The following is a 22,015-nucleotide window of genomic DNA, read 5'->3' on the forward strand; positions in this document are numbered from 1 at the left end:
GATCTCCTCGGCCGCTCGACCGTTATGGGGGGGCGCGGACGGTACAGCCCCTTCTATAGCTCCTTATAGCCCATAGGGGGTACAGGTCGACAACGACGCGGTCAGGGATCGCCGCCTTCGTCGGTCGTGGTGACAACCGAGGCCCACCATCGTCCGTCGACCGCGATGACCGAATGCGAAATCGAGATCACGATGGCGTCCGTGGTCACGGAGATTTCGTCGGCGAAGGTGGCGATAATGCCTGCTGCGCTGCGGCATACGCATCGTATGGGATCGGACTTACCCTGCCGACGCTGCGCACGACGAGGTCGAAGGACTTCTCGAATCTCGATGCCCCCCTGGTGCTTCCAGGCCGAGGCATCACGTTAACGACAGGTGCCGCCACCCATGACGAACGACAAGGGGGCAGGCAGTCCCCACCGTCACCCGAAGCTCCACTGCGATTCCGGAGAATCGCCCGTCACGGTGCCGGTGCGGTCAGGAGAACCGCGCTGGCGGCACCGGCGTCGACTCGGTACTCACCGGCGCCGACGGGAACGGATTCCGACGCGGCGGGGGTGAAGGTGCCGTTGGCTGCCACCACGGCACCGGCGAAGGTGGTGCCGGTGGTGGACTCCGGTGCGCCGCCGGTCAGCCGCTGCACGCCGGCAGTCCCGGACGCACCCTTGATCTCGACCACCACGGCGGCATCGGCACCGCGGTCGAGGTTGTCGACCATGACCTTGATGGTGCCGTCAGGCATTCGGACCGCCAGTGCCGACACGCGCTTGCCGCCGGAGTCGACGGTCGTCGGCAGGATCCGGCCGCCGACGAGCTTGCTGACGGCGAGGGCGGCGTAGTAGTTGGGGTTGGGGCGCGCTTGGCCGGCGGCGCGGGCGGCGTCGTCCGGGAAGCAGAACACCGGGTAGCTCGTGCAGTCGTTCGGCTGCAGGTGCAGGTTGACCCCGGTGACGCCCTCGCGCGAGGCGGTCATCAGGTAGTCCACCGTCCAGAGCGCGCCGCCGAGGCTGTTCGTCACCCCGGGCAGGCCCTCCTTGGCGACCGAGTTGGTTTCCGTCATTCGCGGTTGCAGGCCGGCCTGCTGCGCCTTGGCCACGAGGCTGCGGATGAACGCCGTCTGCCGGTCCGAGGTGTCCTGCGACATCAACGTGTCCACCGTCGGCTGGCCGCCGACGGCGTCGGAGCTGCCCCCCGACAGTCCCAGGCGCTCGGTGTTGACGAAGGGGTAGTAGTGCTGGTTGAGCGATCGGCTTTCGGAGCCGAAACGTTGGATGTAGGTATCGAGCCAGGGTTCGACCAGCGCCGCCTTCATCCCGGCCTCGGCCAGCGTGCTTCCGGTCCCGCCCGCCGCGGTGTCCGGTCCCTCGACGGCGACGCCGGGTGTGGCAGCGGCGATCGCGTCCCGGTACATGCGGGCGTCGTCCGCGTAACCCGTCGGCAGGTACGGCTTGCGCTGGCCTCCGCCGGTCACGGACGAGAGGACGTAGAAGTTGGGTTCGTTGCCGATCTGGACCGACCGCAGGGCGGACCCGATGCGGTCGCGGGCGACGCGGGTCTGGTCGGCGGCCGCGGCCGGATCGAAATGCGCGAGGTTCACGCCCATGTCGACGCTCCAGCCGATGTCCCGGGCCAGCGCGCCGACCCGGGACAGGTCGTCCGGCGTCACCCGCTGGCCCTCGGCCCAGGCCGGAACCGGCGAGGCGGGATCCGGTGTCCAGGCGGTGTTGTCGACCTGGTTCGCGCTGAACCGGAGGTTGCCGTGGCCGAGGTTGGCGATCAGCTTCGAGACGTTCCCCGCGTCCGGCGCCAGCCACTGTTCGTGCATCAGGTTGGCCTCGAACGACAGGCCCAGGAAGTCGGAGGGAATGGTGCGGCCGGGCGCACTGGTGTCGACCACGACGGTCACCGGGTTCCGGGACTGGGCGGCCGCGGGCATCGTGGTGAGTGCCATCGGAATCGCGGCGGTGATCAGAACGGCGGCCGCCCGACTGGGCAGGTAGCGGGAGTAGCGCATCGAACGGAATCCTCTTGTGGGCACGGTGTCCGACCTGTTGGGGACACGATTCACGGTGCGATGGGATATTCAGGTGGCGTCGAACAGCACCGTCTCGATCGACATGCCGTTCGCCACGGGCACCTCGACCGAAGTGTTGTGGGCTGTCACGGCTGAAGTGGTGACACGACCTGACGGCCGTTCGGCCGCGAGGTCGACGGGATCCGGTGGCCGCCCTCGCAGAGGGCGTCGGTCACAGGTCCCATTGCACGGCAAGCTCGTTGGGTCCTCGGAGCGCGACTCCGACCTGGCTGGTGACCTTCGCGCGCTCGGCGGCGCCGTCCTGCAGGCGTAGGTCGGGCAGACGCTCGAGCAGGGCGGTGAGGGCGGTCTCGAGTTCGGCGAGTGCGAGCCAGTTCCCGGCGCAGCTGTGCGTGCCCTGCCCGAAGGAGAGTATCGCCGTCTTGCGGCGGGTGATGTCGAAGCGGTGCGGGTCGGGCCACTGCGCGGGATCGCGGTGGGCGGCGTTGATCGAGAAGATCATCGGGGTCAGGGCCGGGATCTCGATGCCGTTCCAGGTGGTGGCCTCCGGACAGGCACGCGGGAGCAGCCCGACCGGCGGTTCCCAGCGCAGGCCTTCCCAGACCGCCCACAGGGCGTGCTCCTCGAGATCGGAGCGCAGGATCGCCATCTGGTCGTCGTGGGTGAGCAGTGCAGAGAGGGTGTTGCCGAGCGCGAGCATGGTGGTGTCGGCCCCGGCCGGGAACAGCAGCCGCAGGAACGAGAGCACCTCCTCGTCGCTGAGCGTCGCACCGTCGAGTTCGTCGTCGTGCACCGTCTCGGTGACCAGGGTGGAGATGAGGTCGTCGCCGGGGTTGGCGCGGCGCTCGGCGAGGATCGGGGTGAGCAGTGCGGTGAACTCTCGGGAGGCCCGCATCGCGGCGTCCGGGTCGAACGGGAAGTAGAACAGGTCGTGGGCCCACTTGTGTACCTGGGCCTCGTCGGTGACGGGGAGCCCGATCAGCCGGCTGATCAGCAGCACCGGGTAGCGGGTGGTGAATTCGGCGACCAGGTCGGCAGTGCCGCGGTCGGCGAACCGGTCGATCAGCTCGTGCGCAAGCGGCTCGAGCAGCGGCTGGATGCATTCGGCGACCACCTTGCGGCGGAACGGCGGCGAGATCAGCGAGCGGTTCTTGCGGTGCTCGGTGCCGGCCATGCACTGCAGGGTCTTACCCAGGACCGGTCCGGTGGTCATGGGGTAGATCGCCGAGGCCGGGAACGTGTCATCGTCCTTGAACGCGGCGGTGACCAGCTCGTGGGTGAGCAGCAGCACCGCGCGCACGCCGGCGAACGGGACGATCGCGTACGGCTTCTTCGAACGCAGGTCCTCCAAGACGGCGTGGATGTTCGGGTTGTCCTCGAACGCGAAGTCGACCCCCTCGATGTCGACGGTGTCCAGGGCGGATGGTGTGGTCACGACACTCCTCGAGCTGACACGAACACTGCAATGCGAATAGTCGCATAGATCGATGCGTTTATCTGTATTCGGTCCGACAGTAGAAGCTTTGCCGGCCGATGACAAGAGCGGATTCGCCGAGGTCCGCGGGGGCTGCGCCGCCACGAGGACGCAGTGGGCTGCGCCGCACCGGAATCGAGCGCCAGTCACGGTCGGGGAGGATTCCGGGTAGGACGAGGCCGGTGAGCGCGCGAGGGCGTCGGTGTCCTCGACGTCGCGGATGCAAGGCCCGAAGATCGGCGGCCCCGCCCAGGACGTCGAAGCGGTGTCCGCATCGTTACCCTCGCGGATCGCAACTCTCGCGGATCACACCGGCGGCGAGGTTCCCGACCGCACCCGGACGTCGCAAGACGGCCTGTGCGTCGAGACAATCGGAGGGACCCGTCCCGGGGCTCGACGTCAAGGTCGTCAACCATGCCGCCGCGGCCACGTTCGAAGTCCGATCGGGCCGTATCACGTGGTGGCGCAACTACTTCGATCTCTTCGACATAGTGAAGGCCTTCGTGTGCGGCATCGCCGCGCTCGTCGTCCCGTCGATCGAACCCCCCGTTGGCCCGCGCGTACTCATCGCCCTGACAGGACGTGTGCCACGGCGGTCAACTCCTCGATGTACGTGCGCCGTTCGTCCGGGGTGACCGCCGGCCGCAGCGGGCCGATCTGCAATTCCCACCGTGGTGCGCCCGAGGCGTCGAACACCGGCGTGCTCAGATAGCTGATCGGCAGTGCCTCGGGGGACTCGAGGGCGTCCACCGTGTACGGGTACCCACTGATGTCGCCGATGAGGGCCTGCACTTGTTCTCGTAGTCGATGGTTGGCGGGGTTGACGGCGAGATGGGTCACCACCTGAGACAACACGTCGATGCGGTCGATGTCGGCCGCCTCCGCGCCCCAGACGGCGACGCCGATTGTGGCGACCTCCCTCAGGAAGTCCGCGTACCGGCCCCGGCGGTCCCGGGGCGCGGTGTCGAGCCATCTCTGTTGTGCCGCAGGATCGGAGAACGCGATGACGGAAGCTCCGGCCGGCGCCTGCATCGGCAGGCTGATCCCCACGTCGATACCCGCCGGAATGTGTCCGAGTCCGCCGGTCATCGCGACGAAGACCAGCTCGGATCCGTCGATCAGGGCGAGCGCAGCGCCGCACCGAACACGCGACGCGAGGGCTTCGAGGTGCGCCGACGCGTCGGCGGGCAGATCGAGAGTGCTGTGCGCCCGCCCGGCGATCGACGCCAGTCCCGGCCCGATCCGGTACCGCAGGTCGGGCAGGCGCGTGACCCACCCCCGTTGCTGCAGCGTGCCGAGGATCGACCCGGTGGTGGACCTGCTCAGTCCGAGCGCATCCGCGAGGTCCGCGGAGGTTGCCGGAGTGTCGCGCGCGGACAGCAGTTCGATGATCGACACGACTCGGTCGGTCGGAGGTGACGTCACCGACGATTCACCCTTGCCAGAGGCCATGTCTACTCCTACTCTCACCGTAGTTCAAATACATGTATCGCATGATGCGATTATTCGCCTCATGTGCCCTGTTATTCATGTGCCACGCCTTGCAGATCGGCGCACCCGGCACAGCGCTGACGCCGACACGCGAGAGCCAGGGCGCTCATCTTCCCCACGACGAGAAGAGAACCCTCCGTGACCACTGTGATCGCCCGTCTCCCCCACGAGGACACGCTGTCGTCGTTGCGACCGCTGCGCCGAAGGATCGTCTCGAGCAGACCCGCGCGTGCCGGTGCCATCGCGACCGTGATGGCTCTCGCGCTGTCGCTGGGCGGCGGCGGTCTCGCCTCCGCGCAGCCCACCTTGGGTCCGCTCGCCCCGCCGAACCCGTTCCTCGGCCCCAACGGCACCTCCACCATGCACGGCGACGCCGGATCGTCGGACACCGTACACCTCGCCGGACCGGATTCGGGGAAGGTGAACGTCGGAGCGACCTCACTCGCGTCCGCCTGCCCGACCCTGCTGCAGGGCTCGGACTCGATGGTGGTGGCCCTGTGCTCCACCATGGTCGGACGCAACCCCACCGTGCACCTGATCGACACCGGCGGCTCAGGCTCGTCGGAATCGTCCGGTGGTCTCGGATCCTCGGACTTCGGTTCGCTCGCCGCCGGATCCACCGGCGGACGCGAAGCCGGGGCCTCGCTCGCCGAACTCCAACTCCCTAAGGGCAGCCTGCTCGGCGGCGTCTACGCCTACCTCGACAACCGGGACCGGCTGATCGCGGTCGACGGCAACCGGCGCCTGGTCAAGGTCGGGCATTACAACACCGGTGGCCAGTGGTCGCTGTCGGTCGACGAGTCGGTCGATCTGTCCGGCGCGATCGCCGCCGATGACGCCGTCACGGGCCTGGCCTCCGACTGGAACGGGAACGTGTGGTTCGCCACCGGCGCCGGACGCGTCGGAGTCCTCGACGCCACCGGCGTCGCCCGCGCCATCGACCTGCCCGCAGGCGAACGCGTCGAGAACAGCATCTCCACCTCCCCCACCGGCACCTCGGTGGCCACCACCCACGCCCTCTACCAACTCTCGGCCGGACCGGACGGCACCCCGCACGTCGACTGGCGCAACGCCTACGACCGCGGCAGCGCCCGCAAGCCCGGACAACTCAGCTGGGGCACCGGGTCCACACCGACGTACTTCGGCCCCGGCACCGGACACGAGTACGTGGCCATCGTCGACAGCGCCGACACCCAGGTGTCGCTGCTGGTGTACCGCGAGTCCGACGGCCGGCAGGTGTGCCGCACCCCGGTGCTGACCAAGGGCGGACCGGGCAGCGAGAACTCCCCGATCGGCGTCGGGTCCAGCGTGTTCGTCGCGGGCACCTACGGCTACCCCTACCCCGCGGTGCCGGACAGCGCGGGCCCGTCCGTGCCCGACTCGGCACCGTTCGCCGGTGGCATGACCCGCGTCGACGTCACTCCCGGCGGCTGCACCGTCGTCTGGGACACCGACGTCAAGAGCTCGGCGGTGCCGCGTCTGTCCACCGTCGACGACACCATCTACACCGTGCTCCGCAAGGGCACCGGCGGCGCGACCGACGGTTTCGCCTACGCGGCGATCGACCCCGCCACCGGCGCGGTCCGCACCACCGCGGACCTGCCCGGCACCACCCTCAACGACACCATCCAGATGGCCGGGCTGATCACCGCCGAGGGCGACTACCTGCAGGGCACCCTGAACGGGTTCGAACGGGTATCCCGGGGATAGGTCGCAGAGATCGGCCGCGCGACGTCCTCCCATCGGTAGGAGAGGGCTGGTTGGTCGATTGTGCTGCGGTCCGGAACGACACACCGCTGCCGGACCGCAGCACGTTCTTCCGAAGCCCAGTCCGCGAACGGCGGTCCTTGTCAGCGGCCGGGTTGCGACCTGCGACGGAAGATCGCAATCGGAATGTCGTTGGAAAGCAACGGTTTCGATCCGACCGTATGGGTCCTCGCGGACATGCCCGCGGCTGGGCGGATATTGACAAGAATGCTCGATCGGCGACGAACGTACGATCGGGGATGGTCGGCAGGCTGCGTCCTCGCGCGGGCCGAGTAGGTCAACCTCGATTGCGAGGCATCGTCGATGATGCGCCCTGATGGAGACACCCGGGACATCGTCAGCAGCATGGACCGCACCGCACCGCGTCGGCGGTGGCGACGTTTCGGGCGCTGGAGTCGGACCGCCTGCAGGCATTGATAACGGACGAATTCGCGCGGTGGTTCGTGGAAGCCGCGGGCGAGTCGCACTTCACCGGGTTGTTGGTGGACCCGTTCCCGCTCGAGGACACGCCGTTCTTCTTCCCCGGCTTCATGGGCATCCGGACCAGGTTCTTCGACGAGTTCTTCCTGTCGGCCGCGACCGCGGAATGGCGCAGGCCGTGATCGTGGCATCCGGTCTGGACGCTCGCGCGTACCGACTGGACTGACGGTGAGGATGCAGGTGGGCCGCTGCCCGGCCCCGGCCCGACTCTCGGTCTGACCGACCGTGATGTCTTCAACAGATTGTCTCGCCCGCACGCGAGATTCGAGAGGATCAAAACCAAGACACCACACAACATGCCAACATTCGGCATACCGGACAAATCCGATCTCGCCCCTAACCGATGTCAGGCCGGATCCACCGTTTACCGGACACTCCCCCAGCACCTGCCCCGTCCGTCCCGCTCATTATTTCTTGAGGGTCGAGTTCCGATCGCGTTCCTCGGCGAGATGCAGTTCTTCGAACTGTGCTAAACGGTCGCGGGCAGGGTCTCCCAGTTTCTTGGCAATGAGGGAGATCAGTAGTTCTGTGATCATGAAGCCGTGGGCCAGGGAATCGAAGGGGCCGGGACCCGCGTGGCTCGTCGTCAGAACCGAGTGGGCATGGGAAGCCAGCGGGGAGAGGTAGTTGTCGGTCATCAGAACGAGTTGGGCGCCCCGTTCGGCGGCTGCCATACCCCACTCGATCGTTGTGCGTTGGTATCTCCGGTAGTCGAAAAGCATGGCGGTGGTGTGTTCGCCCACATCGATCATCGAGGACATGTATTCGGCAGAGGTAGGAGCCACGAACACGACGTCGGGCCGCAGCATCCGCAGATACTGATGAAGTTGCGCCGCGAGCACAGTCGTAAACCGACCGCCTACGATCATTACTTTCCGCTCAGGTTCAGCGAGGGCCGTGACGGCGTTGGCGAGGTCGTCGGCCGAGATGCTGTTGATCGTGGCGTGCACTCCGTCGACGTACCAGTTCGCTGCGGTGATCAGTTCCGACTCGTTGACCGAGTTGTTCTCATCCTCATCAGCGGGCGGATACACAGTCACGGGTGAGAACAGCCGCATCTGCACTTCTTCGCGCAGAGCGTCCTGGAAGTCCGTATAGCCTCGAAATCCGAGCTTGTGGACCAACCGTAAGGCGGTCGGCGCGCTGACTCCTGCCTGCGCGGCGAGCTGGGCCACCGGTACGAGGCCTGCAGTGGGGTACGAACTGTTGAGTGTAGCCACCACTTTGAGTTCCCCACGCGCAAGGGTGTGACGAACCTGTCGAATCCTTTTGGCGACAGTGCCGTTGATGATGTCAGCTTTCGTCATGTCATCAGTCTAGGGCGTGGCCGGCGCTCCTTCCCCGGGTGCTCTCGTCTCCTCGGCGCGGCGGTGTGGACGTTCTCAAATTGTTACGTTGGATACGTTACGTCATGATAGTGTTCCGTAACACATGGTACGAATACCTAGCCTGAAGAGGACATTTCATGACTTTGCAGGACAGTGCCAACACCCACGTTCCAGACGCTGGCGCCGCTACCACTCCGGCTGGCGACCGCTGGTCGGATCTCATCCAAATTGATCGCATCCACCGCACCCTCTACACCGATGCCGCAGTGTTCGACGAGGAAATGGTGAAGGTGTTCGGCGGACGATCGTGGGTTTACCTGGCGCACGAGTCGCAAGTTCCAGAACCCAATTCATTTCTTTCCGTGCGTATGGGATTGCGTCCGGTGATCGTCACCCGAGATAGGGCGGGTGAGTTGCACGCAGTGTTCAACCGCTGTGCGCACCGGGCGGCCACGATCTGCCGCGAGGAATCCGGCACGGCGAAGAGCTTCCAATGCCCGTACCACGGCTGGACGTTCCGAAACACGGGAGAGCTGGTCGGTGTTCCCTGGGCTCAGGGGTACGCGAACCTCGACAAGTCGAAGTTTGGGCTCACCGTGGTTACTCGTGTGGAGAGTTACCGGGGATTCATCTTCGGCACGATGAACGCCTCGGCGCCCAGCGTGGAGGATTGGCTCGGCCATGCGAAGCCCTGGCTGGACTACTGGATCGATCGCTCACCCACTAGTGAGGTATTCGTTCGGTCCGGCGCCTATCGCATGGGCTACAAGGGAAACTGGAAACTCGCATTCGACAACGCCGGCGATGGCTACCATCCATCGTTCTCGCACAGGTCGCTACTCGAGATGGCCTCGCGGATGGGCGACGCCAAGGACATGTCGTACTTCGGCAAGACCCCCGACGATGGTTCGATGAAGGTCTATTCCCTGGGCAACGGACACAGCGTCATCGACCAGCGCCCTGTCTACGAGGGTCCCGGCAGTTTCTGGAACAACCAGAGGCCGCAGCCCGGGCGTGAGAAGTTCGAGGAGTCCATTCGAGCTCAGCATGGGGATGACGCTGATCGACTGCTCGATCTCGCCATCGGTGCTCAGATCAACCTGAGCATCTTCCCGAACCTGCTGTTAATCGGAAACCAGATCCAGGTTGTCGAACCGATGGCGGTCGACCGTACCCAGTTGACGTGGCATGCCACCACCATCGGCGGAGTTCCGGACGCGGTGAACACGATGCGCATGCGTACGCAGGAGGACTTTCCGGCCTTCGGTGAACCCGACGATCAGGCCAATTTCGAGGAGGCGCAGCGAGGACTTGCTGCGCCGGAAGCGGAATGGATCTACATGAATCGAGGACTCGGCGTTGCCGATTGGCAGTCCCTCAAGGAGGACGGAGTCATCGTCACCGCCGTCACCGACGAGCTCCACATGCGCAGCTACTACGAGGAGTGGCAGCGCCGGATGGAAGGACAGAACCGATGAACACTGACCTCCCCGAAATGTACGCCGATACATCGGCGTTCTCGTATCACGTCGATTCCGACTGGTACGACGAATTGGATCGGTACCGAGAGATCCTCCTGGACGACTGGCCTGCGGCACCGCTCGAGGACTGGTACGCAGCGCAGTCGTTCCTGGCCAGGGAAGCGAGTCTCATCGACAATGGTCGATTCAACGACTGGCTCGACCTCTTCACCGGTGACTGTCTCTACTGGGTCCCGGTCAACCCAGGCGGGGGTGATCCGCGGACCGAGGTGAGTCATGCTTTCGACGATCACCGGCGACTCACGGATCGCGTGTACTGGCTGCGCACCGGCTTGGCCTACAGTCAGCTCCCGGCCTCGCGTACGCGGCGTCTGATCACCGGTATCGAGACCACCGACATCGATGACGAAATCCGAATGATTCGTTCCAACTTTGTTATTCATGAATTCCGTGCCGGCGTGGCGAAGACGTATTCGGGTTGGTATGGACATGTCCTCCGCAGGGCAGACGAGGGATGGCGGATCCGGGTCAAGTCGATCAATCTCATCGATTCCGAGCAGTACCACGAGAATCTGACGCTGGTGTTCTGAAAATGGGTGCCTCATTTTCAGACAACCGTGATCCCGCGCCGGGGCTCGACTGCTCCGATCAAGCGAAAGAGATCCTTGCCCTCCGACGAGACCTCGCGCTAGCACACGCTCGTCTGAGGAAGTTCGAGCGCGACCTCGAGTCCACGCGACCTCTCATCAAAGCCGTTCGTGACCTGAAAGTTTGGGACTACACCCCTTACACGGTCAACCCCGGGCCAGATTGGGTGGCCGTCGACCGCGCTGCTGCCGAGGAACTACTCGCGACGTTGGCGCGCATCGATCATTGGGTGCCCTGGCGTACCAGACTCGAGGCGAGGCCCCCACTATGAGTCGAACGATGACTGTTATCGCCCACGTCGATGATCCCTCGATGGGAATCCTCGAAAGCTCCGCCCGGTCTGCCGAGTGGAGGGTCCAGGTTGTTCGACCGTTCCGCGGAGAGTCTCTACCGGAACCCGGGAACCTCGAGGCGCTGACGGTACTGGGTGGACCGCAAAGTGCGTACGAGACCGCAAGCAACCCATACCTGAAGACCGAGATCGATTACATCGCGGACGCACATCGCCGGGCAGTCCCGATTCTCGCCATCTGCCTCGGCTCGCAACTGCTGGCCGAAGCTCTCGGGGGGCGGGCGATACCCGGTGAATCCGGTCTCGAATGTGGGTTCATCGACGTCACCTCGTCGATAGCCGAGTTGCCGCTACAGGGGCGGTACTTTTCGTTCCACTCTGACACTGCGGTGCCGCCTGCCCACGCCGAACTTCTGGCGGAGAGCAGCTGCTACTTGCAGAGTTGGCGGGTCGGGGGCTCGCTGGCCGTTCAGTTCCACCCAGAATTGGACACTGCAGGCATCGAGGAATTGCTGGCCATCGAAGGCGACAAGCTCGCCCGATTCAGCGTAGATGTCGGTGCGATTCGCAACGAAATTGCCACGGCGTTGACTTCACCCAGTCCGGGGGAACTTCTCCTCGATGCTTGGTTCGCCGCGTTACCCGGCGTCGGCGCCGAGCGCTTCTTCGACTCCTCCCTCTGAATCCTCACCAGTTACCAGGAGACATCATGTCCACAGCGAAGTTCGTAGGAAAGCACGGCATCTACGGCGCGGCGGAAGAGCAAGCTGCCGAACAGGCGATCGCGACCATCAAGCGCGAAGGTATCGAAGTCGTGCGTCTGGCCTGGCCTGACCAGCACGGACTGTTGCGCGGAAAGTCCCTGACGGTCCCCGCCTTTATCTCGGCTCTCGCGTCCGGCAATGCCATCACGATGGCTCCGTTCTTCTTCGATACCGCCAATGCCATCGTTCTCGATCCGTTCACTGCGGACGGCGGATTCACAATCGACGGTCTCGGTGGCAGTCCCAACGTCATCATGGTGCCCGACCCCGCGACTTTCACGGTCTTGCCGTGGGCCGACAAGACGGCACTTGTCTTCTGCGATCTCTACCTGGCCGACGGGCGACCTTTCCCGCTTGCACCCCGAACTATCCTCAAGAACGCCCTGGCCAAGATGGCCGATGCCGGCTTCAATCTCGTCACTGGTATCGAGATGGAGTGGTATCTCACCAAGGTCGTCGACGACGGGCTCGGTACCGCATCGCTCGGTGCCCCCGGATCTCCTGCAGACCCCCCGACGGTCGCCCCAGTGGGGCGCGGCTACAACTACCTGCTTCTGGACCACCTCGATGAAGTGGACGACATGATCCGCCCCATCCGGACTGCGCTGGCCGCTATGGGGTTGCCCATCCGGTCGTTCGACGACGAGTGGGCGCCGAGTCAATTCGAAACGACCTTCGACATTCTCGAAGGCATTGCTGCTGCGGATTCCGCGGCACTGTTCCGTACGGCAACCAAGCAGATCGCAAAACGCCACGGCCATATTGCCTCCTTCATGTGTACTCCTGCGATTGAGGGGTTCTATGCCAGCGGTTGGCATCTGCACACCTCGGTTGTGGACGCGGGCACGGGGGACAACCTGATGGTCCCGCGCAACGACGCCCCGCTTTCAGAGCTTGGCTGCCATTACGTCGGGGGCACCCTGGCACACGGCATCGCAGCGTCGGTGTTCACGACCCCCACGATCAACGGATACCGGCGCCGCCGCCCGTACTCCCTCGCGCCCGATCGCGTGACCTGGGGTAAGGACAACCGAGCGGCGATGATGCGCGTAATCGGAGGCACCGACGACCCAGCCTCACACGTGGAGAACAGGGTCGGCGATTCTGCGGCGAATCCCTACCTGTACATGGCAGCGCAGGCCGTGGCCGGCCTCGACGGCATTGTCAACCGCACCGATCCAGGATCGCTCAGTGAAGATCCCTACAGTGCGGAGGTGCCGCAGTTGCCGTCCACTCTCGCCGACGCCATCGATGTGCTGGAGCAGGATGCCTTCTTCCGCAAGGAGTTCGGTGACGACTTCATTGACTACATGGTGACGATCAAGCGCAGCGAAGTCACCCGGTACGAGGCGTGGCTCGCCGACAACTCCGATGAATCCACCTACGTCAACGGCGTCACCGAATGGGAGCATCGCGAGTACTTCGAACTCTTTTGAGTCCGATGGAAAGAGAAAGAAAGGTTTCGATGCCCAGAATCACGTTCATCAGTCCTGACGGAACCAAACACGAGGTCGATGCCAAGATTGGCGCATCCGCAATGGAGACCGCTGTGAAGCTTGGCGTGCCCGGCCTAGTCGGTGAGTGCGGTGGTGGTTTGTCCTGCGCAACCTGCCACGTGTTCGTCGATCCGGCGCAGATCGAACTCGTCGGTGCTGCCGAGGATTTCGAAGAGGAAATGTTGGAGGACGCCGTGACCCCGGCCACGCAGTGCAGCCGTCTGTCCTGTCAGATCCGCATGACCGAGGAACTCGACGGACTCGTTCTGACGATAGCGGCCGAGCAATGACAGACCGAATTCTGATCGCTGGAGGCGGCGAAGCCGGACTGAGCATCGCGGTGACGCTGCGTGACCTGGGCTACGACGGCGAACTGTGCATGGTCTGCGCCGAGCCCGTACCGCCCTACCAGCGGCCGCCGCTGTCGAAGGAGTTCCTCTACGCGGACGGCGAGCCGGTCGCTGTCGAACTCCGCGCGCCGGAGTTCTTCACCGACCATCGCATCGACCTGATCCTCGACCGGACGATCGACGCGGCCACGGTGAACGACTCGGGTGGGCTGGCGGTGCTGAACGACGAAACCGAGATTGCCTTCGACCGGATCGCGTTGGCGACTGGTTCGGTATCGCGCAGGCTCGGTGTTCCGGGTGCGGACCTGCCCGGTGTCGTCTTGTTGCGCACGCTCGGCGACGCCACGCACTTGCGCACCGAACTCGATCACGCACGGCGTGTCGTGATCGTGGGAGGTGGGTTCATCGGATTGGAAGTGGCCGCGACAGCGCGGAAACGGGGACTCGACGTCACCATCGTCGAAACTGCGGATCGCCTCATGGCCAGAGCCGTCGCCGAACCGATATCGTCGTTCATCCTCGACCGCCATGCCGCCCAAGGCATCCGGTTCCTCCTCGGGACCGAAGTGATCGGGTTCGCCGAACGGAACGGTCGTATCGGTGCGGTGGGGCTGGCGAACGGCGAATCACTGCCGGCAGACCTCGTTCTCGTCGGCGTCGGTGCGGTGCCGGCCACCGCACTGGCCGAGAAGCTCGGTCTGGTCCGCGAACGCGGCATCGTCGTCGATGTCCATGCGCGAACCAGTCATCATGCGGTTGTCGCCGCGGGGGACTGCACGGTGCAGCCACACCCGAACGGCCTGGACCGTCTGATCGCCATCGAGTCGGTCAACAATGCCGTGGAGCAAGGCCGTACCGCAGCCCACACTCTCCTCAACCGGACCCCGCCCCCGCGGGGGGTACCGTGGTTCTGGTCCAATCAGGGGGCCGTGAAGCTGCAGATCGCCGGCATATCCGACGGATACGACGACATCGTCGTCCGTAGGGACGGTGCGGAACGCCTGACGGCGCTCTACTACCGGTCGGGCAACCTCGTCGCAGCGGACACGGTCGACAACCCCCGCGACCACCTCGCGGCCAAACGTTGCCTCGCCGACGGCAAGACCATCGACCCGGCGAGCGCCACGAACCCAGACGTCCCCTTGAAGTCCTTGATTACTTCTCGAACCGAAATGGACCCAGCGCAGTGAGCTCACGTGACGCCCAACCTCCGGGATCTCACAGACGACGGATCGTCGAGTACCCCTCCGAGACGAAAGCCGCATTGATGAACGGTCACGTCCTGGCACTCGTGCACGGCATCGAAGAGCGCTACTGGCGCGCTTCGCTCGGCACGCTGCTTCCAGCACTGCAGCGCCGGGGATTGCAGGTGGAGATCAAGTCCGCAGACGAACACGCACCGCTTCCGCCACCGAGCGAGTTTCGAATGATCCTGGTGATGGGCTCGCACGCGTCGGTGTACGACGAGTCTCTGGAATGGGTGGACCGGGAACGCCGCTACTTGAGGACTGCGATTGACTCCGAAATCCCGATCCTCGGTGTCTGCTTCGGGGCGCAGATTCTCGCCTGTGTGGTCGGCGGATCGGTAGCGCTCAGCAAATACCCCGAACACGGTCTTACGACAGTGCACACCACCGATCCCGACTTTGTCGGGGCCGGGCCGTGGCTGGAGTTCCACCATGACACGATCACCGTCCCGGACCGCGTGCGGGTGATCGCGAAAAATGATGCCGGCGTGCAAGCCTTCACATATGGACCGCACCTCGGGGTGCAGTTCCATCCGGAGGCCAGCCCCGAGTGGTTGAGGGCGTGGTCGTCCAGCATTCCTGATCTCGAACTCTACCTGGGCAGTCACGGTGTGGATTCTGAACAGTTCGCACGTGACATCGCGATGAATTCCGCTACCGCTGCGCGTGACTGCGATCGGCTGTTGGACCGGTTCCTGGCCAGGGCCGGTGTCTTTCATTCGCAGCCGGTATGAAGTACGCGGCACAACCCTGAAGTACGCAGTGCAAACACAGGTCGGTGCGACATGAAGACCGATGCCCCTCGCGGTCCGTGTCGCACCGTCCTCACTCGTCCGAAAAGCCCAGTCCCCGAAGGAGAGCCATGACCACCATGGAGAACCCCACCGCCCACGGGTCCGGCAACGCTGCGACCGACAAGTTCAAGTCCGAACGGGTCACGTCCGACACCTCGGTCGAGCGCGCGTCGGCGATCTACAAGGACCTGCTGGACGCCCTCGCCGGTATCGTCGACAAGCACCAGGTGACCTACGACGAGTACCGCGTGCTCAAGCAGTGGCTCATCGACGTCGGTGAATACGGCGAGTGGCCGCTGTGGCTCGACGTCTTCCTCGAGCACGAGATCGAGAAGGTGCACTACAACCGCAAGGGCTTCACCGGCACCAAGGGCTCCATCGAAGGCCCCTACTACGTCCCGGACAGCCCCAAGCTCCCGTCGAAGTGCACCATGCCGATGCGCGAGAAGGACAAGGTCGCGCCGCCGCTGGTCTTCAAGGGCCAGGTCACCGACCTCGAGGGCAACGGTCTGCCCGGCGCCACCGTCGAGCTGTGGCACGCGGACGAAGAGGGCTTCTACTCGCAGTTCGCCCCCGGCATCCCCGAGTGGAACCTGCGCGGCACCGTCGAGGTGGACGAGAACGGCAACTTCGAGATCACCACGCTCAAGCCGGCTCCCTACCAGATCCCGTCCGACGGCCCCACCGGCTGGTTCATCAAGTCCTACGGCGGACACCCGTGGCGCCCCGCCCACCTGCACCTGATGGTGAAGGCTCCCGGCAAACGCACCATCACCACCCAGCTGTACTTCCAGGGTGGCGAGTGGGTCGAGGACGACGTCGCGACGGCCGTCAAGCCCGAGCTCATTCTGGATCCGCAGCCGAACGCCGACGGTGTCGCCGAGGTGACCTACACCTTCGTGCTCGACCCGGAAGCGTAAACAGTCTCGGTTGAGTCGCAAAATGAATACCGTTGTCGTGCAAAGTCACCGGTATTCTCTCCGAGTTCGAGCCGGGTATGTCTCGGAGAAGCCGGCATCATCGATGTGCAACTGAAGGCCCCTGACAGTGGGTCTTGTGCCTTCCGTCGGAGGCGTTCGTACCGCGCCTGGTCGGCCAGGACGCAGTGGGGACGGTCGTGGTTGTAGTGGTCTTCCACTGCTGAAGACGCTCGGCGAACAGGGTGGCGTCGTCGATGACCTCACCTTCGAAAAACCGGTAGAACTCGTCGGAGTCGATGCGATGCGAGCGCTCGACCTGGCGCGTTCTCCTGGAGTAGGCCCGGTCTGAACTGGAGTCCTGATCGCCCCGGTAGGGCGACGAAGGGACGGTAGGGATCACGGCAGGATGCAAACGTCCCTCGGCGGAGGACATCGGGCGTAAGTTGCGCCGAGCCGACCAGTTGGCCGCGGAAGGCAAGAACGGCGAGGAGAGCGCCGCCGCACTCGAGGTGTCGGCGGCGACGTTGTATACCTGACGTCGCCAGTACGGCGGTATCGACCGTCAATTGCGATCGAACGTCCGCGGATGTTGCGCATCGAAACAGGAGCATCGATGGGTGACCGAACCGAGCCCGCTCTCTGGCGCGCACCCTGCCTGCATTCTCGGCGATCCACACGCGTTCGCCGGTTCTGCGGCTCGGTTCGAGCGCGTAAATCACCATCCGCTGCAGTAGCGGGTGGCCCGGTCGACCATAGGCACGTCGCTTCAGCCCCAGCGGCCATGTCGAGAACACCCTGCACTGGGCGAGCACCGGTGGTGCCACAGCGTGGACCATCCCATTTCTTTCATCTTTTGCGTGGCGTGAAATCATACAGTTATGACCGGGATGTCGAGGCCCGCCGTGGGATCCGCCGACCGTGCGTTGGTACTGGTGCTGGCCCTTCAAAAGGGGCGGGTGTTGTCGGTACGAGAGGCTGCGGTGGACCTCGGGGTTGCCGAGTCCAGCGCGCATCGACTGCTGAGTACCCTTGTGGGCCGCGGCTTCGCTACTCAAGACAGCACCCGCCGCTACATTGCCGGACCTGCCCTCCGTGGGCCGGAGGTGCCGTCTGTGTCCCGGGACGATTTGGTGGTCGTCGCGGATCCGGTACTCGAGTACATCCACAACAGCGTCGGCGCCACCGTGCATCTGGTGGTACGGGAGGGTCAGGACGTCATCTATTTGTCGGGACTCGAGTACTCCGAGACTGCGCTTCGCGTGGGCCTGCGCATCGGTCAACGAATGCCCGCCTACTGCACTGCCAGCGGTCGCGCCTTGCTGGCCGACCTACCCAACCACGAGGTGGAAAGTCTCTACCGGCGTGGACTTCCGCCATGGTCGTCGGCCCGCCTGGCGACACTCACGGCTCTCAAACGCCGACTAGCGACGGTCCGCAAGGATGGTTACGCGTCCAGCTTCCACGAAACCGAGCATGGTGTCGTAAGCTTCGCCGTCGCTGTTGCCGAAGGAAGACAGCCCGTGTGCTCGATTGCGGTCGCGATGCCCTCGGTGCGGTACCGCCGGCCGGACACGCCCCGCTATGCCGCTGCGCTGATGGAGGGTGCTCGGCACCTTCGGGCGCGACTCGGGGATCTCCCCTGACCCACCGCCCAGGATGGGGCTGCGGATACTCGGACACGGCAGAAGATTCCGCAATGCGGAATATCCGTATCCAGAATTTTCTCCTGCACGGAATCTCCCTTCGTCTTCTCGACGCGCCCGATCGCCGTCCCTAGCGTGCATTTGTCCCCGCCGACACCGGCCGGAGAGAAGGGCACGCATATGGAGATATTGAAGAGTATTCGTCAGGCCCCGATGAGCGCGTTCCAGGTCAGAGCGACCGTCGTTGCCATCGCCATCCTGATCATGGATGGTCTCGACATCACAGTGATCGCCTTCGCCGCACCGGCGATGTCGCGAGAGTGGGACATCGCACCGACCGAGCTGGGAATCGTCCTGAGCGGTAGCCTGATCGGGATGGCGATCGGGTCGATGCTGTTGGCGCCCCTGGCCGATCGGTTCGGGCGGCGTCGGGTCATCCTCACCGCACTAGGCGTCATGACCGTCGGCATGGGCTTGACCGTGTTCGCCGACAGTCCGCCCGAACTGCTCGCCTACCGCGTAATCACGGGCCTCGGCGCCGGTGCGATGATCGCCAACATCATCGTCGTGGTCAGCGAATACGCCTCCGACAAGCGGCGCAGCATGCTCACTGCGATCCAAGCTGCCGGTTACCCGATCGGTTCCGCCCTCGCAGGAGTCGTTGCCGGACCGATGATTCCGGCCTTCGGGTGGCAGTCGGTATTCCTGTTCGGCGCCGTGGCGTCATTATTGCTGCTGCTACTCGGTTTCAAGTTGCTGCCCGAATCCCTGGACTACCTCCTGACCCGCCAACCACGGAATGCACTCGAACAGACCAACACCATCCTCACGCGTATGGGACGCCCGACCCTCGACGCACTCCCGACCCCGGAGATGAGCATTCAGGCCGGCGGAAGCACTGCCCGCGAGGTTTTGCGTGGGTCCGGCCTGTTCCGATCGGTCCTTCTGTGGCTGGGCTACGGCCTGCTGATCAGCGGCTTCTACTTCGTCAACACGTGGACTCCCAAGATCATTGCCGATGCAGCGGACGACGAGAGTCTGGGCGTGACGATCGGTATAGTCGCGAACATCGGCGGAATCGTGGGCTGCTTCCTATTCGCTGCGCTGATGACTCGGTTCGTCCCGGGCCCCTCGCTCGTAGGGACCCTTGTCGCCTCGGCTGCCGGATTCGTTGCCTTCTCGTTCGTCTTCGACAAGCCGACCTCAGCGTTCGTCGTGGCGTTGCTTCTCGGAATGCTGACGACCGGAGGTATTGCTGGTTTCCAGGCCTTCGGTCCACACGTGTACTCACCACAAGCTCGCGCTACAGGGCTCGGACTGATGATCGGGTTGGGTCGTGTGGTCGCGATCGTCTCGCCGATCCTCGTCGGTTCCCTGCTGCAGTCGGATTGGCAGCCCGAGCAGGTCTACCTGCTCTTCGGGTTGCCAATGGTTGCCGCCGCAGTATGCGTTTACGCCACCTATGCATCACTACGCCGCGCTCAGAAAGCCGCGTCGCAGGCGACCGTAGGGCCGGCCTGACCTGCAGGACCACATTCCCCCCCTAGCGATACGGTTCAACAGCAAACAACTGGAGAAGAAACGATGATGGAAATTCAGTTCGAGGGCCGCGTCCTCAAGGACGTTATGGTCCCCATGCGCGACGGAGTTCACCTCGCGGTCGACATCTATCTGCCTGAGAACACCGAGGGTCCAATTCCGGTGTTGCTGGCAATGTCGGCCTACGGTAAGAACATCCAGCGTCAGCTGTTGCCGCAGCCGATGCCGTCGGCACTCGGCGACGCCTGCATCGAGGCCGGCTGGTCGCAGGACATCGTCGACCGTGGCTACGCGCACGCGATCGCATGCACGCGCGGCACCGGCCAGTCCGAGGGCGAGTACCTGAGCATGTACTCCGAGCAGGAATCGACCGACGGCTACGACCTCGTCGAGTGGCTGGCCGTCCAGGACTGGTGCAACGGCGACGTCGGCATGATCGGCATCAGCTACTTCGGCACCATCCAGTTGGTCGTTGCCTCGTCCTGCCCTCCCAGCCTCAAAGCCATCGCGCCGCTCGAAGCCACCACTGACCAATATCTCGCGTGCTACCACGGCGGCGTGCTGGACGGCTTCTACTCCGAACTGTTCACCGGCCGGCACTCCACGCTCGGATGGTCCGGATTTCAGCCCACCAATGCGAAGACGAAGTCGGATCGGTTCTGGGACGAGGCCGAGTTGGACGCCCGGATCGCCGAGCTGAAAGCGGATCCGTCGGTCAACCAGTACAACCTGCTCTACAGCGTGTTGGACTGCCCCACCAAGAACACGGTGATGCACGACATCATGATCAATGCGTGGGACGGCAATGAGTACTGGTGGAAGCCGGACCTCAGCAAGATCGAGATCCCCGTACTCTGTGGTGTAGCCCAGTTCCCAGACTGCGGGCCGAAGTTCGTCCGTGAGCCTTTCATGATCTTCGAGGGCGTCAAGGGGCCGAAACAGCTCGGCTTCCATAAGCCCGGCTGGCTCGACCGGCCGTACCACGAGTACCACGACGAGGTCCTCGACTTCTTCGACCACTACATCAAGGGCATCGACAACGGTGTCGACGGACAGGCACCCATCCGCCTGTTTGTCAGCGGCGACGATACGTACCGTGACGAGTACGAGTGGCCGCTCGCCCGCACCGAATGGACCGACTTCCACCTCGCGCCACACGCCCGACTGACCACGACCGCACCCAAATTCGACACGATCGAGCCCGACGGATACGTTCAGGCGCCGCTCTACGTCACCAGCGAGATCGCATCGCTCGACTACTCCACAGGCCCACTGCCGGCCGACATAGAGGTCACCGGACCGATCACCCTGCACCTGCACGCTGACATTTCTGCCACGGACTCGTGGTTCAAGGCGCAGATCTTCGAGCGTGACCCGATGAACGGCAGCGAGTGGGAAGTCACGCACGGCCATCTGCGCTGCAGCCATCGCACACTGGACGAGTCGCGAACCAAGCACTACCAGCCGTTCCACAAGCACGATCGCGACAGCGAGACACCAGTCGTTCCGGGCGAGATCAACGAGTACGTCCTCGAGCTGTACCCGATCGCGCATACGTTCGTCAAGGGCAAGGAGCTCGTGCTGCGCATCAGCAGCGGCGACCGCCCGGGCGTGCAATTCTCGTACCACATCATGGCCGGCGAGACAGTGTCCTATCGGATTCACCGTGACCGCACATACCCGAGCCGTCTGCACCTTCCCGTCATTCCTCGCTGATCATGAAGACGGCCTGAAAAACGTTGGGCCCGAATAGCAATCGCCTCCGGTTTCTGGTGGAGAGCCCTGTCGTGTCCGGGGCCTCCACCGGGAGCCCGACCAAGTGCCGGCGCAGGTGACAGGCCTCCCGAGACGGTGCCGTAGCGATGCCGTTCACGCAGGGCGAAGTCGTCCGTTCCGAGTGCCTCGACGGAGCGCGCCGGCGGATCCGGCAGGTCGCGCGCACCAGCCGCAGCGAGATCGAACGCCCCAGCGGCCGTGAGGTGTGCTGCGGCTCGTCCGGCCACCGCCAACCCGATGCGCTCGAAAATTGTGGGCTCCCACCGGACCTGTCAGTGGCACGGCGCATCGACCTGCGAGTTTCCCAGTTCGTATCGGTCAGGAGGGGTGCTGCGGCCAGCTAGGTCGGGGATGGTGACAAGATCGCGAGACTCCTGTTGCTGACAGGAGTCTGGCACACAGCAGACCACCGTAGCCGGCTTCGGACACGACTGAATCACCGGCAGGTTCGGGCCCCGCCCGTCCCCAGGGGACAGTCCCGGACTCGCCG

General features: G+C 64.5%; 18 protein-coding genes. 14 read left to right on the plus strand and 4 right to left on the minus strand.

The features are described from left to right. Nucleotides 1-460: 460 nt before the first annotated feature. Nucleotides 461-2,014, minus strand: coding sequence for a glycosyl hydrolase family 79 C-terminal domain-containing protein (locus EQ874_RS21895; protein WP_129978172.1), 1,554 nt, complete (start codon nucleotides 2,012-2,014; stop codon nucleotides 461-463). Between the two features lie 232 nt (nucleotides 2,015-2,246). Next, nucleotides 2,247-3,470 carry a cytochrome P450 gene (locus tag EQ874_RS21900; protein ID WP_129978173.1) on the minus strand — a complete coding sequence of 408 codons (1,224 nt, stop codon included), beginning with the start codon at nucleotides 3,468-3,470 and terminating at the stop codon, nucleotides 2,247-2,249. Nucleotides 3,471-3,568: 98 nt separating this feature from the next. On the opposite strand from EQ874_RS21900, the gene EQ874_RS21905 reads away from it, so the two are divergent. After that, complete coding sequence (locus EQ874_RS21905; protein ID WP_129978174.1) at nucleotides 3,569-4,144, plus strand: limonene-1,2-epoxide hydrolase family protein; 576 nt, start codon at nucleotides 3,569-3,571, stop codon at nucleotides 4,142-4,144. Here EQ874_RS21905 and EQ874_RS21910 read toward each other — a convergent pair. Then, the gene (locus EQ874_RS21910) at nucleotides 4,074-4,961 is read right to left on the minus strand and encodes a helix-turn-helix domain-containing protein (protein ID WP_129978175.1); all 888 of its coding nucleotides are present in this window, start codon (nucleotides 4,959-4,961) and stop codon (nucleotides 4,074-4,076) included. The genes EQ874_RS21905 and EQ874_RS21910 overlap by 71 nt on opposite strands. Nucleotides 4,962-5,252: 291 nt before the next feature. On the opposite strand from EQ874_RS21910, the gene EQ874_RS21915 reads away from it, so the two are divergent. Next, nucleotides 5,253-6,710: a hypothetical protein gene (locus EQ874_RS21915; RefSeq protein WP_129978201.1), complete on the plus strand. Its 1,458-nt coding sequence runs from the start codon at nucleotides 5,253-5,255 to the stop codon at nucleotides 6,708-6,710. A gap of 428 nt (nucleotides 6,711-7,138) precedes the next feature. Continuing rightward, nucleotides 7,139-7,369: a class I SAM-dependent methyltransferase gene (locus tag EQ874_RS21920; RefSeq protein WP_255163167.1), complete on the plus strand. Its 231-nt coding sequence runs from the start codon at nucleotides 7,139-7,141 to the stop codon at nucleotides 7,367-7,369. Nucleotides 7,370-7,654: 285 nt separating this feature from the next. On the opposite strand, the gene EQ874_RS21925 is transcribed toward EQ874_RS21920, so the two are convergent. Continuing rightward, nucleotides 7,655-8,554, minus strand: a complete 900-nt coding sequence (locus tag EQ874_RS21925) for a MurR/RpiR family transcriptional regulator (RefSeq protein ID WP_129978176.1) — start codon at nucleotides 8,552-8,554, stop codon at nucleotides 7,655-7,657. Between the two features lie 158 nt (nucleotides 8,555-8,712). On the opposite strand from EQ874_RS21925, the gene EQ874_RS21930 reads away from it, so the two are divergent. The 11 genes from EQ874_RS21930 to EQ874_RS21985 all read left to right on the plus strand — a co-directional run bounded on the left by EQ874_RS21930 (nucleotide 8,713) and on the right by EQ874_RS21985 (nucleotide 21,465). Further along, on the plus strand, nucleotides 8,713-10,053 hold the full coding sequence (locus EQ874_RS21930) for an aromatic ring-hydroxylating dioxygenase subunit alpha (protein ID WP_129978177.1): 1,341 nt from the start codon (nucleotides 8,713-8,715) through the stop codon (nucleotides 10,051-10,053). Further along, the gene (locus tag EQ874_RS21935) at nucleotides 10,020-10,646 is read left to right on the plus strand and encodes an aromatic-ring-hydroxylating dioxygenase subunit beta (RefSeq protein WP_242496887.1); all 627 of its coding nucleotides are present in this window, start codon (nucleotides 10,020-10,022) and stop codon (nucleotides 10,644-10,646) included. The genes EQ874_RS21930 and EQ874_RS21935 overlap by 34 nt, the downstream gene beginning before the upstream one ends. 337 nt (nucleotides 10,647-10,983) lie before the next feature. Then, nucleotides 10,984-11,679 (plus strand): type 1 glutamine amidotransferase, encoded by a 696-nt coding sequence (locus EQ874_RS21945; RefSeq protein ID WP_242496888.1) that lies wholly within the window; start codon nucleotides 10,984-10,986, stop codon nucleotides 11,677-11,679. A 26-nt stretch (nucleotides 11,680-11,705) separates the two neighbouring features. Continuing rightward, on the plus strand, nucleotides 11,706-13,196 hold the full coding sequence (locus EQ874_RS21950) for a glutamine synthetase family protein (RefSeq protein ID WP_129978180.1): 1,491 nt from the start codon (nucleotides 11,706-11,708) through the stop codon (nucleotides 13,194-13,196). 29 nt (nucleotides 13,197-13,225) lie between these two features. Beyond that, entirely contained in the window at nucleotides 13,226-13,546 is a 321-nt protein-coding gene (locus tag EQ874_RS21955) for a 2Fe-2S iron-sulfur cluster-binding protein (protein ID WP_129978181.1), read from the plus strand. Continuing rightward, nucleotides 13,543-14,796 carry an FAD-dependent oxidoreductase gene (locus tag EQ874_RS21960; protein WP_129978182.1) on the plus strand — a complete coding sequence of 418 codons (1,254 nt, stop codon included), beginning with the start codon at nucleotides 13,543-13,545 and terminating at the stop codon, nucleotides 14,794-14,796. The genes EQ874_RS21955 and EQ874_RS21960 overlap by 4 nt, the downstream gene beginning before the upstream one ends. A 77-nt stretch (nucleotides 14,797-14,873) precedes the next feature. Next, entirely contained in the window at nucleotides 14,874-15,587 is a 714-nt protein-coding gene (locus EQ874_RS21965; RefSeq protein ID WP_129978183.1) for a type 1 glutamine amidotransferase, read from the plus strand. Between the two features lie 128 nt (nucleotides 15,588-15,715). Then, nucleotides 15,716-16,567 carry a catechol 1,2-dioxygenase gene (gene catA, locus EQ874_RS21970; protein ID WP_129978184.1) on the plus strand — a complete coding sequence of 284 codons (852 nt, stop codon included), beginning with the start codon at nucleotides 15,716-15,718 and terminating at the stop codon, nucleotides 16,565-16,567. A gap of 1,112 nt (nucleotides 16,568-17,679) precedes the next feature. Next, nucleotides 17,680-18,210 carry an IclR family transcriptional regulator C-terminal domain-containing protein gene (locus EQ874_RS21975; protein WP_242496889.1) on the plus strand — a complete coding sequence of 177 codons (531 nt, stop codon included), beginning with the start codon at nucleotides 17,680-17,682 and terminating at the stop codon, nucleotides 18,208-18,210. Nucleotides 18,211-18,423: 213 nt separating this feature from the next. After that, complete coding sequence (locus tag EQ874_RS21980; protein WP_207213605.1) at nucleotides 18,424-19,731, plus strand: MFS transporter; 1,308 nt, start codon at nucleotides 18,424-18,426, stop codon at nucleotides 19,729-19,731. Between the two features lie 114 nt (nucleotides 19,732-19,845). After that, nucleotides 19,846-21,465 carry a CocE/NonD family hydrolase gene (locus EQ874_RS21985; RefSeq protein ID WP_165369313.1) on the plus strand — a complete coding sequence of 540 codons (1,620 nt, stop codon included), beginning with the start codon at nucleotides 19,846-19,848 and terminating at the stop codon, nucleotides 21,463-21,465. Nucleotides 21,466-22,015: the final 550 nt, after the last annotated feature.

This window comes from Rhodococcus sp. Q1, assembly GCF_004153645.1.
GTDB lineage: Bacteria > Actinomycetota > Actinomycetes > Mycobacteriales > Mycobacteriaceae > Rhodococcus > Rhodococcus gordoniae.